General features: G+C 63.3%; 14 protein-coding genes. 6 read left to right on the plus strand and 8 right to left on the minus strand.

Annotated features, from left to right (window positions below; all coding sequences use genetic code 11):
- The first annotated feature begins 59 nt into the window (after positions 1 to 59).
- Positions 60 to 935 (plus strand): glycine betaine ABC transporter substrate-binding protein, encoded by an 876-nt coding sequence (locus tag OKW20_RS20830; protein WP_429174817.1) that lies wholly within the window; start codon positions 60 to 62, stop codon positions 933 to 935.
- Between the two features lie 180 nt (positions 936 to 1115).
- Positions 1116 to 1382 carry a helix-turn-helix domain-containing protein gene (locus OKW20_RS20835; RefSeq protein WP_245281586.1) on the plus strand — a complete coding sequence of 89 codons (267 nt, stop codon included), beginning with the start codon at positions 1116 to 1118 and terminating at the stop codon, positions 1380 to 1382.
- Positions 1383 to 1506: 124 nt separating this feature from the next.
- Here OKW20_RS20835 and OKW20_RS20840 read toward each other — a convergent pair whose 3' ends face one another.
- From OKW20_RS20840 to OKW20_RS20875, 8 genes are all read right to left on the minus strand, one after another.
- Positions 1507 to 2418, minus strand: a complete 912-nt coding sequence (locus tag OKW20_RS20840; protein ID WP_429174819.1) for an FAD:protein FMN transferase — start codon at positions 2416 to 2418, stop codon at positions 1507 to 1509.
- Positions 2419 to 2422: 4 nt separating this feature from the next.
- On the minus strand, positions 2423 to 3004 hold the full coding sequence (locus tag OKW20_RS20845) for a nitrous oxide reductase accessory protein NosL (protein WP_429174821.1): 582 nt from the start codon (positions 3002 to 3004) through the stop codon (positions 2423 to 2425).
- Positions 3001 to 3822 carry an ABC transporter permease gene (locus OKW20_RS20850; RefSeq protein ID WP_429174823.1) on the minus strand — a complete coding sequence of 274 codons (822 nt, stop codon included), beginning with the start codon at positions 3820 to 3822 and terminating at the stop codon, positions 3001 to 3003. Before OKW20_RS20850 ends, OKW20_RS20845 begins: the two co-directional genes overlap by 4 nt.
- Complete coding sequence (locus OKW20_RS20855; RefSeq protein WP_429174825.1) at positions 3819 to 4718, minus strand: ABC transporter ATP-binding protein; 900 nt, start codon at positions 4716 to 4718, stop codon at positions 3819 to 3821. The genes OKW20_RS20850 and OKW20_RS20855 overlap by 4 nt, the downstream gene beginning before the upstream one ends.
- Complete coding sequence (locus OKW20_RS20860) at positions 4684 to 6012, minus strand: nitrous oxide reductase family maturation protein NosD (RefSeq protein WP_429174827.1); 1329 nt, start codon at positions 6010 to 6012, stop codon at positions 4684 to 4686. The genes OKW20_RS20855 and OKW20_RS20860 overlap by 35 nt, the downstream gene beginning before the upstream one ends.
- A 3-nt stretch (positions 6013 to 6015) precedes the next feature.
- Positions 6016 to 7944, minus strand: coding sequence for a TAT-dependent nitrous-oxide reductase (gene nosZ / locus OKW20_RS20865; RefSeq protein WP_429174829.1), 1929 nt, complete (start codon positions 7942 to 7944; stop codon positions 6016 to 6018).
- Between the two features lie 35 nt (positions 7945 to 7979).
- Positions 7980 to 10136 (minus strand): 4Fe-4S binding protein, encoded by a 2157-nt coding sequence (locus OKW20_RS20870; protein ID WP_429174830.1) that lies wholly within the window; start codon positions 10134 to 10136, stop codon positions 7980 to 7982.
- 336 nt (positions 10137 to 10472) lie between these two features.
- Positions 10473 to 11453, minus strand: coding sequence for a DUF542 domain-containing protein (locus tag OKW20_RS20875; protein WP_429174832.1), 981 nt, complete (start codon positions 11451 to 11453; stop codon positions 10473 to 10475).
- Positions 11454 to 11630: 177 nt separating this feature from the next.
- Here OKW20_RS20875 and OKW20_RS20880 point away from each other — a divergent pair, with 177 nt between their 5' ends.
- The 4 genes from OKW20_RS20880 to OKW20_RS20895 are packed head-to-tail and all read left to right on the plus strand — an operon-like array spanning position 11631 to position 14408.
- The gene (locus tag OKW20_RS20880) at positions 11631 to 12674 is read left to right on the plus strand and encodes a transporter substrate-binding domain-containing protein (RefSeq protein WP_043621853.1); all 1044 of its coding nucleotides are present in this window, start codon (positions 11631 to 11633) and stop codon (positions 12672 to 12674) included.
- A gap of 29 nt (positions 12675 to 12703) precedes the next feature.
- Complete coding sequence (locus OKW20_RS20885) at positions 12704 to 13285, plus strand: protein-tyrosine phosphatase family protein (protein ID WP_429174834.1); 582 nt, start codon at positions 12704 to 12706, stop codon at positions 13283 to 13285.
- A 44-nt stretch (positions 13286 to 13329) separates the two neighbouring features.
- Positions 13330 to 13902, plus strand: a complete 573-nt coding sequence (locus OKW20_RS20890) for a GntR family transcriptional regulator (protein ID WP_052201985.1) — start codon at positions 13330 to 13332, stop codon at positions 13900 to 13902.
- Positions 13899 to 14408, plus strand: coding sequence for a protein-tyrosine phosphatase family protein (locus OKW20_RS20895; RefSeq protein ID WP_429174837.1), 510 nt, complete (start codon positions 13899 to 13901; stop codon positions 14406 to 14408). Before OKW20_RS20890 ends, OKW20_RS20895 begins: the two co-directional genes overlap by 4 nt.
- Positions 14409 to 14413 lie beyond the last annotated feature (5 nt).

Below are 14413 nucleotides of genomic sequence, written 5' to 3' on the forward strand. Positions count from 1 at the left end.
TCCTATCCATCTGGCGACGTTCGCGTTGCCGACTGCAAACCTTCCTGAAAGGAGCACCCATGTTCAAGACCCTCGCGACCATCAGCCTTGCGGCCGGCATCGCCGCCGGTACGTTCGGCGCGGCTGCCGCAGAAGAAAAGCCACCTGTGAGGATCGGCTGGGCCGCCTGGTCGGACGCCGAGTTCGTCACCAAGCTCGCCGCAAAACTGATCAAGGACGAACTCGGCCAGGAGGTCGAACTGGTCCAGACGGACATCGCGCCGCTTTACCAGGGGGTGGGCCGTGGCGACCTCGATGCCATGATGATGGCTTGGCTGCCGGAAACGCACGCCGACTACTTCGCCAAGGTGAAGGACAAGGTAACGACGCTTGGGACCGTTTACGACGGTGCCAGGCTCGGCTGGGTGGTGCCGAAATACATTCCCGAAGACGCCATCGCCTCGATCGACGACCTGAAGAAAGACGACGTGAAGGAGAAGCTCAAGGGCCGGATCGAGGGCATCGATCCCGGCGCGGGCCTTACACGCCTGTCCGAGCAGGCAGTCAAGGACTACGCGCTCGACGGATACAAGCTGCAGATCTCCAGTGAGGCCGGCATGCTGACGACGGTTGACCGGGCGATGCGCAAGAAGGATTGGTTTGTCGCCACGGCCTGGAGCCCGCATTGGATGTTCGGCAAGTACGAGCTTCGCTATATTGCGGATCCGAAGAACGCGCTCGGCAAGGCCGAACGGGTGGACGTGCTGGCACGCAAGGACATCGAGAAGGACAACCCTGACGTTTCAGGCCTGCTGTCGCGCATGAAGCTGCCGATAGGCGATCTCGAAGCCGCGATGTTCAACGGCCAGCAGACGTCCTACGAAGAGGCAGTCGACAAGTACATCGCGGATCATCCGGACCAGATCAAAGCCTGGCTCGCCAAAGACGATGGCTGAGCTTGGCCGCTAATGCATGTCGCGTAAAAGTGCGCAGCGGTTTTGCGGCGACGACATTCATAAAAACAAGAGCTTAAAGCCTGGAGTGTGAACCATTTTTCACGCGACGGGCCTTAGCGTCCGACCGACGCCCGCGATCTCGTTGCGCGCGTTCCTCCCGACAGAAGGATCCTCGACATCATGAACGACATGCTTGCACCCCGCGCCACGGCGGACGCCACAGACGACACGATCGGCGGCCGCATTTCGCTTGCCCGCGATGCCATCAACCTTTCGGTCGAACAGATATCCGCGATCGCGGGTGTTACCGAGGAGACCTGGATCAGCTGGGAAAACGACCGCGCCGAGCCGAGGGCCAACCGCCTCGATATGATGGCCGGCATCCTGCAGGTCAACATCGCCTGGCTCCTCGATGGGCGGGGAACAGGACCAGTCGAGTCGAGGTAGTCCGCTAGGACTACCCGTCCGGCCGAACGCCGGAAGAACACCAAGGCCATCGTTGCTAAGGCAGCCGCCGCCTTGCTTTCGTCGATCGGGGCAGAGGCCCCCGACGACGTTGCTTGATTGCCCCTTAAACGGATGCCGCTTCCAGGCGGGCGCCTTCAAAATGCGCGTTCATCGCAAGGATCGATCCGGCATCCGGCATCAGGCATGCTGCTGTCGCCAGTGCGTCGGCGATGGCGGCGGACGGTGCCGAGACCGAGACGGAGCGCCAGTTTGCCGGTGCGGGCATTCCGGTCGTGGGGTCGAGGATATGTCCGTCTCTGGCTGCCTGATCGAAGGTCGTGCCCAGAGGGGCGGAGGTCGCGACCGCCCGCTGGCGCAAAGGCAGGCGCTCGCCTGATTCCAGTCGGACCGGCCATCCGCCGCCCCCGGGTTGTCCCCCGAGTGCGCGGAACTCGCCGGTATCGATCAGAATATCCGTCAGTCCTTCAGCTTCAAGCATTGCTGCCACACGGTCGGCGACATACCCCTGGCCGATGCCGTTCAACGTCAGCGCCATGCCCGGATGCAGCGTGATTGCTGCTGCATCAAGCTTGACCTTGCCCCAGCCAACGTTGCCACGCACGCGATCAACGTCCGCTGGACCGGGTCGCGTGCCGCTTGCAGCCGATTGAGCCCAGAGCGTCCAGAGCGGCTGCACCGTCGGATCGAAACGCCCGCCGCTTGCCAGGTGGACTGCGTCGGCCAATGACAGACATTCCAAAAGCTCGAATGGCGGATCTTGAAGATGGCCGTCGCGGTTCAGTCGGCAAAGCGCGCTGTTCGCACGGTAGAGGCTGAGGACGTTTTCCAGGCGATCGATCTCCGCCATGACCCTGGCGACAATGGCCTCTGCCTCTGGATGCTCGATGCGGATCGAGGCACGCGCGCCAAGCGCCTGACCTGCCCAGAAGCGGGGTGCCGCGTTGGCACGGGCGATGGCGGGCGCTGCAGCGAGAACTGCAGAAATTGCAATCAGGCGGCGTCGGGTCACAAGCATGGGGTCAACCTCCGGCAGGATGGGGCAATGCGCGCAGACGGCCGAGATAGTCTTCGTCGTCTGCGCCCGGTTCCGGGCCGGTCTCCACCGGCGTCAAAACCATGGCATCGGTGATATCGGCGAGCGCGAGCACCTGGCCGCCCTCGGCAAGGACGAAGGCCGCAGCCTCGTCGCGGCTTGAGAACGGCACAGCTTCGGGCGCACCCATGCCGCCTCGCCGGGCAGAGCCGACCACGTAGAACGCCTTGTCGGCGGCGATCCAGTTGCCGTCACCGGGCTGGTCCCAGCTTGCCCCTGCAGCCCCCATGTCGTTGACGTAGATGACGAGGATCGGCGCAATCTGCTCCGGGCCGCGCGCATAGGCGATCGCGTCGCGCACCTGACTGAAGAAGAGCGGTGCTGGGCTTCCTTCCAGAAAGATCTGCGCCTTCGGGCCGGGGTGCTCCAGAAGGTTCATCTGGCAGTAATGGCCGAGGGTCTCGGGCGTCATGTCCTGCGGCACGATGCTTTGGGCCACGTCCTCCTTGCAGGAGGAAAGCAGCACCAGGGCGGCAGCGACGAGGACGAAGCGAAGTCGGTTCCTCATGGGGTCACCTTTCGGAAGGCTGCGGCGGCCAGTGCGATGGCGGCAAGTGGCCAGGTGAGAAGAGAGGCCGCCGATTGCCAAAGCGGGATCGCGCCGGCGGCGCCACCCAGTCCGCCGGCGGCAGAAACCGCTTGTGCGGCCGAGAGGTTAAAGACACGGAAGGCGTCGGCAGGGTTGGCAAGCAGAGCGACGGGCAATGCGTGTGTGGTGAAGGCACCGCCGCCATCCGTCACGATGAGCGCCAATAGGGCAAGATCGTAGAGCACCACCGCCACCAGCCAGAGCGCGATGGCCAGGCCCGCCGCCCCCGACGGCCGTCGAGCCAAAGCCGAAAGCGCGTAGCCGGTGCCAAGAAAGGTCGCGCCCAGCAGCACCGAGGACCAGATCAGCCGCCAGAGCGCGCCAAGCCCTGCGGTCGCTCCAGGATCGAACCAGACGGCTGCGAGCGCCGCGGCGCCATAGCCAAGCGTCACGGCAAGAGCGAGGATTGCGAGATGCGCCAGAAGTTTGCCGAGCAGGATCTGCAGGCGCGAGACGGGATAGGTGAGAAGCAGTGGCAGTGTGCCGCGTTCCACCTCGCCAGCCAACGCATCGAAACTCATCAGCAATGCCAAAAGCGGGACCAGATAGACCGCAAGCGAGGTGAGCGAGGCGACCGTTACGGAGAGCCGGTCGACGCCGACATCGCCCGTCGGGGCAGAGCCGGCGGCGGCCAGCACCAGGGCGAACAGCACCATCATGCCGGTGGCGATGGAGACCCAGCGATTGCGGAAAGCGATGCGGAATTCGCTGACGGCGGTGGCAAGGATGCGCGTCATTGCCCGTCCCTCCGGCTAAAGTGGCTGTAGATGTCCTCGAGGCTGGGCGGGATGACATCGAGATCGGCAACGGCGCTCCCAAGCGCCGCAATACGGGCAAGAAGCGGCAGTTTTTCCGACTGCGAACCACGAAGGCGCAGGAGGCCGTCCTCCCCTTGCACACCTTCGGGAAAGGTCGCGGCCAGTGCCGGCGCATGGCCCGGTGCGGGGCGAACGGAAAAGGCGACCGGAAGTGCCGCACGGGTCCGAAGATCGGCAAGCGTACCTTCCGCCACCAGCTCCCCACCGGACAGGATGAGGATGCTGTCGGTGCGAGCTTCCACCTCGGTCAACACGTGGGAGGAGAGCAGGATGGCGGTCCCTTCTGCGGCCAACCCGTCGAGCAGGTCGTAGAAGTCCCGTCGCGACACCGGATCGAGGCCCGAGGTCGGTTCGTCCAGCACCAGCAGGCGGGGGCGGCCGATCAGCGTCTGGGCCAGACCCACGCGCTGGCGCATGCCTTTGGAATAGGTGCCGATCCGACGCCGCGCGGCATGACCAAGCCCGACGCGCGCAAGAAGCTCTATGGCCAGCGCCGGGCTTTCACCGCGCAGCGCGAGATAGTGGCGAAGCTGTTCCTCTCCCGTCAAAGCCGGGTGAAAGGCGACATTTTCCGGCAGATATGCCACCTGGGCCCGCGCGGCGGGCGAACCGGGCGCCGAGCCGCAAACCAAAACCTCGCCGGCGTCGAAGGGGATGAGACCGAGCACGATCTTCATCATCGTCGACTTGCCGGCACCGTTATGGCCGAGCAGTGCGGCGCGCCGTCCCGGCTCCAGCGCAAGGGAAACGGACTTCAGCGCTTCCACCGATTGGAAACGCTTAGTGAGCCTGGAGATTGTCAGCGTCGGTGTCATCGTAATTTCCTTCAGTCCAGCGCCCTGCGGCCTCCGCCTCGTAGGCAAGGATGTCGGGCGGGACAGGGATGCTCAGGGGGCGCATCAGCGGCGCGCTGTCGCGCACGCCTCCAGGCAGGGTGGCGGGAAAATCCCGTTGGCTCCAGCGAACGATCTGCACGGCGGGCGAGCCGGTGAGCAGGCCTGCCGCGGGCTGCGACCAGAGGATCTGGTCCATCAGGTCGTTGGGTCGGTAAAAACTGTCGGCAATGCCGTCGCCGTTGAGGTCGAAGGCCGGATGATCGGACCAGAAATTGCCGCGGCCTTCATGGCTCCATTCCATGTTGCGGGTGCCGACATATTTGACCTGCTCGCGGTTGGCGATGAAGGCGTTGCCTGTCAGCACATTCTTTTCCGAACCGGCAGTGAAATGAATGCCGATGCCGCAGGTCTCGAAGCGGTTGCCCCAGATCAGGTTCTTGTGGGCGTTGTAGATGAACAGGCATTTCTTCGCGCCGCCGCGCACCAGATTGCCCGACACGTCGGCATTGTTGGCATAGTTCAGCATCAGCCCGTGTTCGCGGTCGCCGAGACTGAGATTGTTCAGGATCTTCGCGCGGTTGGAGAACATGATCGCAAAGCCGAGATGGTTGCCGATCGAGATGTTGTCGGAAACCTCGGTGTTGCGGGTGTACATGAAGTGTACGGCAAAACGCAGGTCGCGCATGACGTTGCGGCGATAGATGCTGTCGGCGCTGGCGTTCGAAAAGATGCCGTCGCGACCGTAACGAATGACATTGCCCTGAAGCAGCGTGCCCGGGCTGTTCCAGACATAGATGCCGTTACCGCGCTCGTTCATGCGCGGGCTGCGCGTGCCGATGATCTCGTTTTCGGAGACAATCGCGTCGCGGCCGCCATGGACGTCGATGCCGTGCATGTTGTCGGTAACGAGCAGTTTCTCGACACGGGCGCGATCGGCGCCCTGAACGATTTTGAGCCCGGCGTCGAGATCCTGGTTGATGCGACCCGAACCGGTGACGGTGAAACCTCTCAAGGTGACGTCCGGCGCGGCAATCGTCACCACGCTACCCTGCTTGAGCCCATCAACGACCGCCCCGCGCCGACCAGTGATCGTCAGTGGGCGGTCGATGGTAACGGGGCCGCGATAGGCCCCGTCGGTCAGTGTCAGCACATCGCCGGGCTCCGCCCCGGCGATGGCTGCGGCAAGGCTGCCCGCACCCGGCACGACTGCGCGTTCCGCCGCGAAGAGCGGAGAGGCGAGAAGAAGACCGATCAGGAGAACGGACAGCCGCATCGATCAGGCGTCCTTCGGTTCCACGAACATGCGGCCGCGCATTTCCATGTGCAGGGCATGGCAGAACCATTGGCAATAGTACCAGTAGACGCCAGCATTGGCCGCAACGAAGGTGACGGAGCTCGTCTGCTGCGGTCCGACCTCCATCGCCACGCCGTGATTGCCCATGGTGAAGCCATGGGTGAGATCGTCGATCTCGTCGAGATTGGTGACGATGACCGTGACCTCGTCGCCCTCCTTCACCGTAAAGCTCGGCTGGCTGAAGCTGGGCGCGACCGAGGTCATGTAGACGCGAACCTTGTTGCCGTCGCGGATCACGGCCTCGGTCCATTCGTCGATGTCGACCTCATCTACCTCGGCCTGCTTGCGCGTTTCGGCCCAGAGCGGATCCTTGCGATCCCAGACGGAGCGGATGTTCGGCAGGATCGAGGGGGAGACTGCGATGGCGTCATGCGGCTCGGCGAAGGTCGGGCCGTCATGGACCAGCACCATCTTGTCACCGGAAATGTCGATCAGCTGATCGTTTTCCGGCTTCAGCGGGCCGACATTCAGGAACCGGTCCTTGGAGAACTTGCACAGGCAAACGAGCCAGTCGTTGGCGGCATCCAGCGTTTCGCCCATCACCGTCTTCAGGTGGCCCGGTTGATACTGAACGTCGAGCTTGTCCTTGATCGGATTGATCTTCTCACCGGCGTAGGCGCGGATGGCCTCATCGATGTTCCACTTTACCACCTGGCTGTCGAGGAACAGCGAGGTATAGGCGTTGCCGCGCCCGTCGAAGGCGGTGTGCAATGGGCCAAGGCCCAGTTCCGGTTCCGCAACCACCGCGCTGCGCGGCTCGGCATTGTCGTAGAACAGGGCATCGAACTTCGTCACGTCCAGCACGGTGACGGTGGGCGAGAGCTTGCCGGCGACGCACAGATGCTTCCTGTCCGGCGCCATGTTGCAGCCGTGCGGGTTGTTGGCGATCGGGATGTAGCGGGTGAAAAGCGACTTGGCTTCCTTGCGCCCGTCCACCACCTTGACGCCGTTGATCTCCTCGTATTTGCCGGCCGCAATCGCCTTCTCGATTTCGGCGATGTTGAAGACGACGATGTGGTCCATCTCGGACTTGGTCATCTCTTCCAGCGTCATGCCCATTTCGGAGTTGTAGCTGGTGGAGAACGCCCACTTGCCCTCGTAGTCGGCATCGCAATTGTCGAGGTTGCCCGAGACCTTCACCTGCCAGGCCACTTCCCACTTGTCGGCATCGACAGCGGTGAAGATGTTCACGTAGGTCGCCACGTCATTCATCGTCGAGCCGTCGTTGACGAGCGGGGCCTCGTCCTCGCCGTTGCAGAACACATAGTTCGAACGCGGCCATTTCTGCGGACGCATGCCGTGGATGCCCTTGGCGTTGGGGATCTCCAGGATGGCGTCGGTCTTCATCACGTCGCAGCGCACGCGCGCCACGCGCGTATTGGCCTTGTCGTTCATGAACAGGAAGCGGCCGTCATATTTGCCGTCGGTGAAGGACATGTGGACGTGGTGCAGGTCGCCGTTGTCGTGGATTTTCTTGCCGTTGGCGGCGAGCTGCTTTTTCGTCTTCTCCGACATCGTGCGCTGGTGGATGTGGATCGATTCATTGGTCTGGCCCCAGCCGGTGGCCGAGCAACGGTTGAATACCGGCACCCGCATCAGCTCGCGCATCGAGGGGATGCCGAGAATGCGCATTTCGCCTGTCTGGCCGGAGGACCAGAAGCCGTAATAGTCGTCGAGCTTGCCCGGGGCGACCGAGCCGTCGGCGCCTGTCGCGGCACGGGCCGGCGTCGCCAGTCCTGCAGCGCCGAGGCTGAGTGCGGCCGGCCCGACCGTGCCCGCCAGGATGGCGCTGCCTGCGGTCGCGCTGAATAGCGCTCGGCGGCTTAGTCCCTTGTGTTCCTTTGTTTCCATGATCTGGTTCCTTTTTGCTTGAACCTTGGCTTCGATTAAACTTTGGCTGCGGGTTGATGGGTCGGCACGCCGCCCGGGCTTGCCGCAAGCTTCGCCCGCGACTTCATCTTCTTGATCACGACGGGGCAGACGGTTTCCGACTGGTAGAGCACCTGGCAGTGCAGGCAGTTGATGCACTCGTTCGGATTGATCTCGCCGGTTCGGTGGATCGCCTGCACCGGACATTGGTGGGCGCAGGTCTGGCAGGGGTTTCCGCATTCATGGTAGCGCTTGAGCCAGTCGAACATGCGTATGCGCGCAGGGATCGCGAGCGCCGCACCGAGCGGGCAGAGATAGCGGCAATAGAACCGCTCGACGAAGAGCCCGGCGACGAGAAGGGCTGCGGCATAGGCCACGAACGGCCAGGCGCGGATGAACTTCAGGATGATCGCCGTCTTGAACGGCTCGATCTCGGCCAGATGCTCTGCCTGCTCGACGCTCATCAGAGAGACCCCGAAAAGGCCAAGGAAGATCATGTATTTGATCGGCCAAAGTCGCTCGTGCAGGCCCCATGGCAAAGTCCATTGCGGGATGCGCAGCTTGCGCGCGATCTGGTTGGTCAGCTCCTGCAGGGCGCCGAAGGGGCAGAGCCAGCCGCAATAGGCTCCCCGTCCCCAGAACAGGAGCGCTGCGGCAACGGCAAACCACAGGATGAAGGTCAGCGGGTCGAGCAGGAAAGCCTGCCAGCTGAAGCCGTTGACGAGGCTCCCGAAGAGCGCCATCAGATTGACGACGGAAAGCTGCGCGTTGGCGTACCAGCCGAGGAAGACCAGCGTCACCGTCAGGAAGATGATGCGGAAGATGTAGAACGCCCGTGCGTTTCTGACCGCATAGGTCTGGAAGAAGAACACGCCCGTCAGCACGACCAGCATGGCGCCGAGCACGACGATCTTCAGCTTCGAGTCGTCCCAGATGCGTTTCCACAGGTCGGCCTGTGCCGTGCCCTCGTCACGATCGACAACGGCGGCAACCTCCTTCACCGGCGGCGCGACAGCATGCAGATACTTCTGCGGCAGCTGATACCCCAGATCGAACGTATGAAAGACTTTTTCGACCGGTCCAACCTCACGTTGGGCCAGGAGCTGTATGCGGAAAGGTTTTGTCGGGTCGAAGCCGAGGCCTGCCTTGATGCGGAACAGGTCCATCTCGTTGTATTCCGGCGCACCGGCAAGCGCGGTTGCCCCCAGGCGACGGTGATCGCGATCACGAAAGCGAACGGAAACATCGTCCTGGATCAGCACGATGCGATCAAAGATGCCGCCACGCACATAGCCTGATCCCTTGAAGGAATAGAGCCCGCGTCCGACCACGGCGATCGCGTGCTCGCCTTCGCCGAGCCAGGACTGAAGGTTTTTCTCTTCGGCCGGCCCGAGAAGGGCCTTGCCGATCGCGGGGACCGAGACCAGTGCCGCCTGCATCTCGATGAACGTCGTTTCGGGCGCTTGCGCAATCGCGCGCTCGCGGGCGCGTTCATCGGGATGGCCGGCGAAAGCAGCATTGACCTGGGCAACGTCGAGAGACAGGCGGCGCAGTGTGCCGTCACCTTCTGCCTCGACCCAATCGGCCGGCGCGACGGCCGCGGGATCGATCTCGAAGCGCGGGCCGGCGTTGCCCGCTTCCGGCGTCAGTCCGCCAAGGCCGAGCGCGCGCGCAACCTTAAGCCCGGACCGGACGATCGAATCGTCGATCACCATGACCGTCACCGTCGCGCCCGAGATGATATCCACCTCATGGGTCGTACCGCCGGATTTGGCCTCGGCGACGAGATCGAGGCCAGCATAGCCGGCAACCAGCGCCTTTACCTTTGCGTCCGGAATGCCGATGAGGACGATGGGCTCCGAATGTTTCACCAGCCGGACGCCGACGATCTTCGCATCCTTGTCCACCGCGACAAGCGTATGGATGGGCTTGCCGGAATAGCCCGTCGTTCCGACAAAATCCGAGGTCACAAAGACCCACGCCACTGTCTGGCCGCCCTTGAGCACCGGGGCCACTGCCACATCATCCCGCACAGCGCCGAAACCGTCTGCGCCCGGCACGAGATCCGAAGCGGTGGTGGTCGGCAAAAACTCCCGCAGCACCGATGCCGCACTGGCGGATACGGCGCCGCAAAGGCTGAGGCAGAGCAGAAGGACAAGACGGAAGAGTTTCATTCCAGGGTGTTTTCCCGCAAATCGTTGCCAGAGCATTGGAACTTTGGCGCGGGACGTTCTTTGATCTAGCTCAAACAAAGACAGCTTCGTTAATTGCAATCCTTGATTGTTGCCTGTCGCGTACATGGTGATACTCAGGTGGATCTGCAGGAACGACCGCGCGTCAAGCCACCGGCGCGACAACGATAGCTTTGAAGTCGGATAGGGCGGCCCGTGGCCTGCCCTTCCCGCGATACTTTGCCGGAGGGTGACAGATGGCCGTCAATCACAACTATTGCGCGATCTTCGGTTTTAACTTCGTCTCCTCCCGTTGGGCAAAGCGATGCCTTCAGGGCCTCACCCCGCGGAATGCGCTGCTGATGAGAGAGCGGCGCCATCGACTGCATCGATGCCGGCAAACCGTGGAAACAGAACGCTGTTTTCCAGATGCATATGCGTGACGAGATCGTCGCAGAATTTTTGAACCCCGACATAGAGCGCCGTCCAGGACCTGCAGGCCCCGTCGGGAAGCGCAAATCCATGCGTCAAATGCTCGATCACCGCGAGGCTCCGGCTTTCGCGTGCATGATCGTCCCGCATGCCGGCAATCAAATGCTCGATGTCCGGATCGGGCTCATGGCGCATCATCGGAAAGAGCGCGAGCTCTTCGCGCGCCATATGGGGAAGAAGGTGCTCCTTGAGCTCGACCAGCGCGTCAGCCAGGCCGAGTGGCGCGGAGCGACGCGCGCCGTGGACGTGCTCCACCTTTTGCGCAAGCGGGATCAGCCATTCCAGATCGGTGCGGTGCGTCTGGTGATAACGCTCCAGAATATGCGCGATAAGCTCGCCGGTAGCAGCCGGAGCTTCGCGTCTCGCAGCAAGCTCCAGCGCCTGAAGCCGGGCGAGCAGATCAGCGGCCCCTATGCCGGCATCCGCAGCCGCTTGCGCAAGCGGTACGTCGCCGCCACAGCAAAATCCGATACCGGCCCGCCTGAAGAGTTCCGCGGCGCCGGGAAGCTCGCACGCAATCGTTCCAACGGCGGTGTCCAAAGTATACTCGGTCAATGTGCTCTCCCTGGCGCCTAAAGGTCGTGATCCGCAATCGATGCGTTGCTGAAGGGAGAAGCTGGCGCAGTTTTTCCAATCGTTCTTTGTCGAAACGCAACTTCGTTCCGGAGCGATCCAATTCTTCCGACCAATGCCGCATGCGCCAAGTTGCAGCCAGTCGGGATTGGTTCGGCGCGCCTCTGCCCCAATTGCCGCCCGCAACCTCACCAGCGCGCTAACCTTCGCGACATTACCTACGCGGAAGCGCCCAGCACGAGAACCGAAAAGCATGTTCCAAAGGCGGCTGTAGAGCCTTGGCCCTCGACGAGCGATAGAGCTTGTCGACCTTCTTGTTGCGCGATGCGACCGTCTCGCCCTCTGCCCCCGTTGACAGCAGGAAAAACCACTCTTACGTTACACCTGTATACAGGTATAGCTGTCTTTACCTGTTCAAGGAGGGGAAAAAATATGCTTCGGTCTTATCTCGCGGCAGCGCTTGCCTGCGCCGCCGGTCTTGCAATCACGTCCCATGCTCAGGCTGGTCCGGTTTTTGATGAAGTGGTCTCTGGCGGCAAGCTCGTCTGCCTGGTCAGCCCCAGTGCGCCGGGTTTCTCCGTGCCCGACAGCGCCGGCGTCTTCCAGGGTTTCAACGCTGACTTCTGCCGCATGGCGGCGGCCGCCATCCTCGGCGATGCGAGCAAGGCGGATATTCGCGGCATTGGCTTTTCCGACTCGTTGAAGAGCCTGGTCTCGCGGCAGGCGCACATGGCCTCCCGCTCGGTCACGGAAACCGGCACGCGTTCTGCCGACCCGGGCCTCGCCTTCGTCGCGACCACATTTTATGACGGCCAGGGCTTCATGGTGCCGAAGGCGCTGGGCGTGAAATCAGCAATGGAGTTGAAGGGCGCAACGATCTGCGCCGAGGACGGCTCGACGACACTGCTCAACATCGCCGACTGGTTCGCCGCCCAAGGGCTCACCTACAAGGTCGAGAACATTGCCGACAAGACCGCACGCTTGCAGGCCTTCTTCGCCGGCAAGTGCGACGCCTACGCCTCCGACATGACGGCGCTTGCCGCCGACCGTCGCCTGGCCAAGGATCCCGACGACTACGAACTCCTGCCGGAGATCATCTCGGCCGAACCGCTGACGCTGGTGACCCAGCCGGATGAAACGCTGGAAAAGGCAGTGCGCTGGGCTTTCCAGGTCATGCTGAACGCCGACGAACTCGGCATCAATTCCAGCAACGTCGATGCGGCCATCGCCGATCTCGACAAGCAGCCGAAGGCCGTGCAGCGTCTTTTCGCCAAGGACGGCGCAACCGCCGACATGGCCGCCAAGATGAAGCTTCCCGCCGACTGGGCCTACCAGGTCATCAAGCAGGTCGGCTCCTATGGCGAAGTGTACGACCGCCATCTCGGTCCCGCGACGCCTTTCAAGCTCAAGCGCGATGGCACCCAGAACGCCTCGACCACCAATGGTGGCCTGATGTACGCCTATCCGATACGGTGAGGAGAGCGGCCAGAAGGAGGAGCGGCGGCGTGACGGATATCGACGGACCCATATCCATCCGCGCCACCGTCGATTGCCCAGCCGGAGGACGCCTCGTAACCCTCGGCGCACCCGGCCTGACGATCAGTCCGCGCGGCGAGGTCTGGGTGGATCCCGAGGGCATCGACGAGACGCTCGCCGCCCTTGCTGCCCGCGGAGCCGATCTCTTTTTGTTTCTGGCGCGCGACAGCGACTGCCCGCCCGGCTACCGCATCCTGCTGCGCAAGCATGTCAAGCAGACAGGCATGGCGTTTGCGGCCTTGCCGATCGACGATTTTTCCGCGCCCGGCCAAACGTGGATAAAGGCGTGGCGGCGGTTGGAGGGGCGTGTTTGCGCTCTGCTTGCCGCGAACCGGGCCATTGCGCTGTGCTGCAGCTATGGTGCTGGACGCAGCGGCATGATCGCCGCGCATATTCTCAATGCGCGGGGTCTTTCGGTCGACGAGGCCCTGTCGACAGTGCGCCTCGCTTTTCCCGAATCGGTCGAAAGCCCGCTTCAGGAAGACTGGCTATACAACCAGAACAACGGCCGCGCCGACGCGCGCCAAAGCATAGGAAGGGGAAAAGCGTGAGCTTGCCGCAAACATCGAGATCCGGTCCGCCCCGCTCGGAGGACATGCTGCAGGAGTTGCGCTTCCGCATCTGCACGACCCACCCCGATACGCCGATGATGCTGCACGAAGGCAAGCTGGCGCAGGAGTTCGGCGTCAGCCGCACCCCGATCCGCCAGGTCCTGCAGCGGCTTTCCTTCGAGCATCTCCTCGAAACGCGCTCGGGCGTCGGCACGGTGGTCAGCACACTCGATCCCGCCCAGCGCAACCTGCATTTCACCATGCTGTCGGACATGCTGAACCTGTGCACGCGATGCTGTGCGGCGAATTTCGCCATGCCCGCCCGGGTCCAGCTCGCCACCATCGGCGAGCTCGCCGCCAACCCCGGCGAGGCGCCCGTCGAAAGCTACTTCACCATCCGCGCCTGCATCCTCGAACTCGTCTCCGGCCTGGTGCTCGATCCAATTGCCGCCGAAGCCCATGCGGCCCTGCACTGGCGCGTGATCCGCTGGCGCATGCAAGCCGCACATGAGGATCTCGAGACGGCGTTCAGAGCGCTGCGCACGACAGTCACTGCGGTCTTAACGGCGCAGACGCCGACCCACCTTCTCTCGGAGCTCGCAGCGGAAACCGCATGACCAATACACATTTCCCGCGCGCCCTCCGGCTGCCGTCTGGCATTGCCGGAACGCTCTGGCTCGGGCCTATGCCCGGCCGCCTGCGCCCGTTTTCCGACGACATGGACGATCTGCGCGCGCAGAAGATCAGCCGCATCGTCAGCCTTACCCCGCTTGCGGAGATCGAGGAAAAGGCACCGGACTATGCTGCAAGCCTTGCCGCAGGGACGGACATTGCCGTCGTGCGGTTCCCTATCGCGGATTTCGGCGTGCCCGCGGACGAGGCCGGGCTCTTCGCCCTCGCCGGCGAGACGGCGCAGGCGCTTGCCTCCGGCGAGCGGGTCTTCGTTCATTGCGCGGCCGGCATAGGCCGCACCGGTACCTTCGCCATCTGCATTCTGCGCGCTTTCGGCCTTGATCTGGCGCAGGCCACCGCCCTTGTCGCCAGCGCTGGCTCGGGGCCGGAGACCGAGGCGCAGAAGGTGCTGGTCGCGCGCTTTACCCTGCCTGCCGAAACCAATCCCTGAGCACG

Origin of the sequence: Ensifer sp. LBL (assembly GCF_050435225.1) — a bacterium.
Classification (GTDB): domain Bacteria; phylum Pseudomonadota; class Alphaproteobacteria; order Rhizobiales; family Rhizobiaceae; genus Ensifer.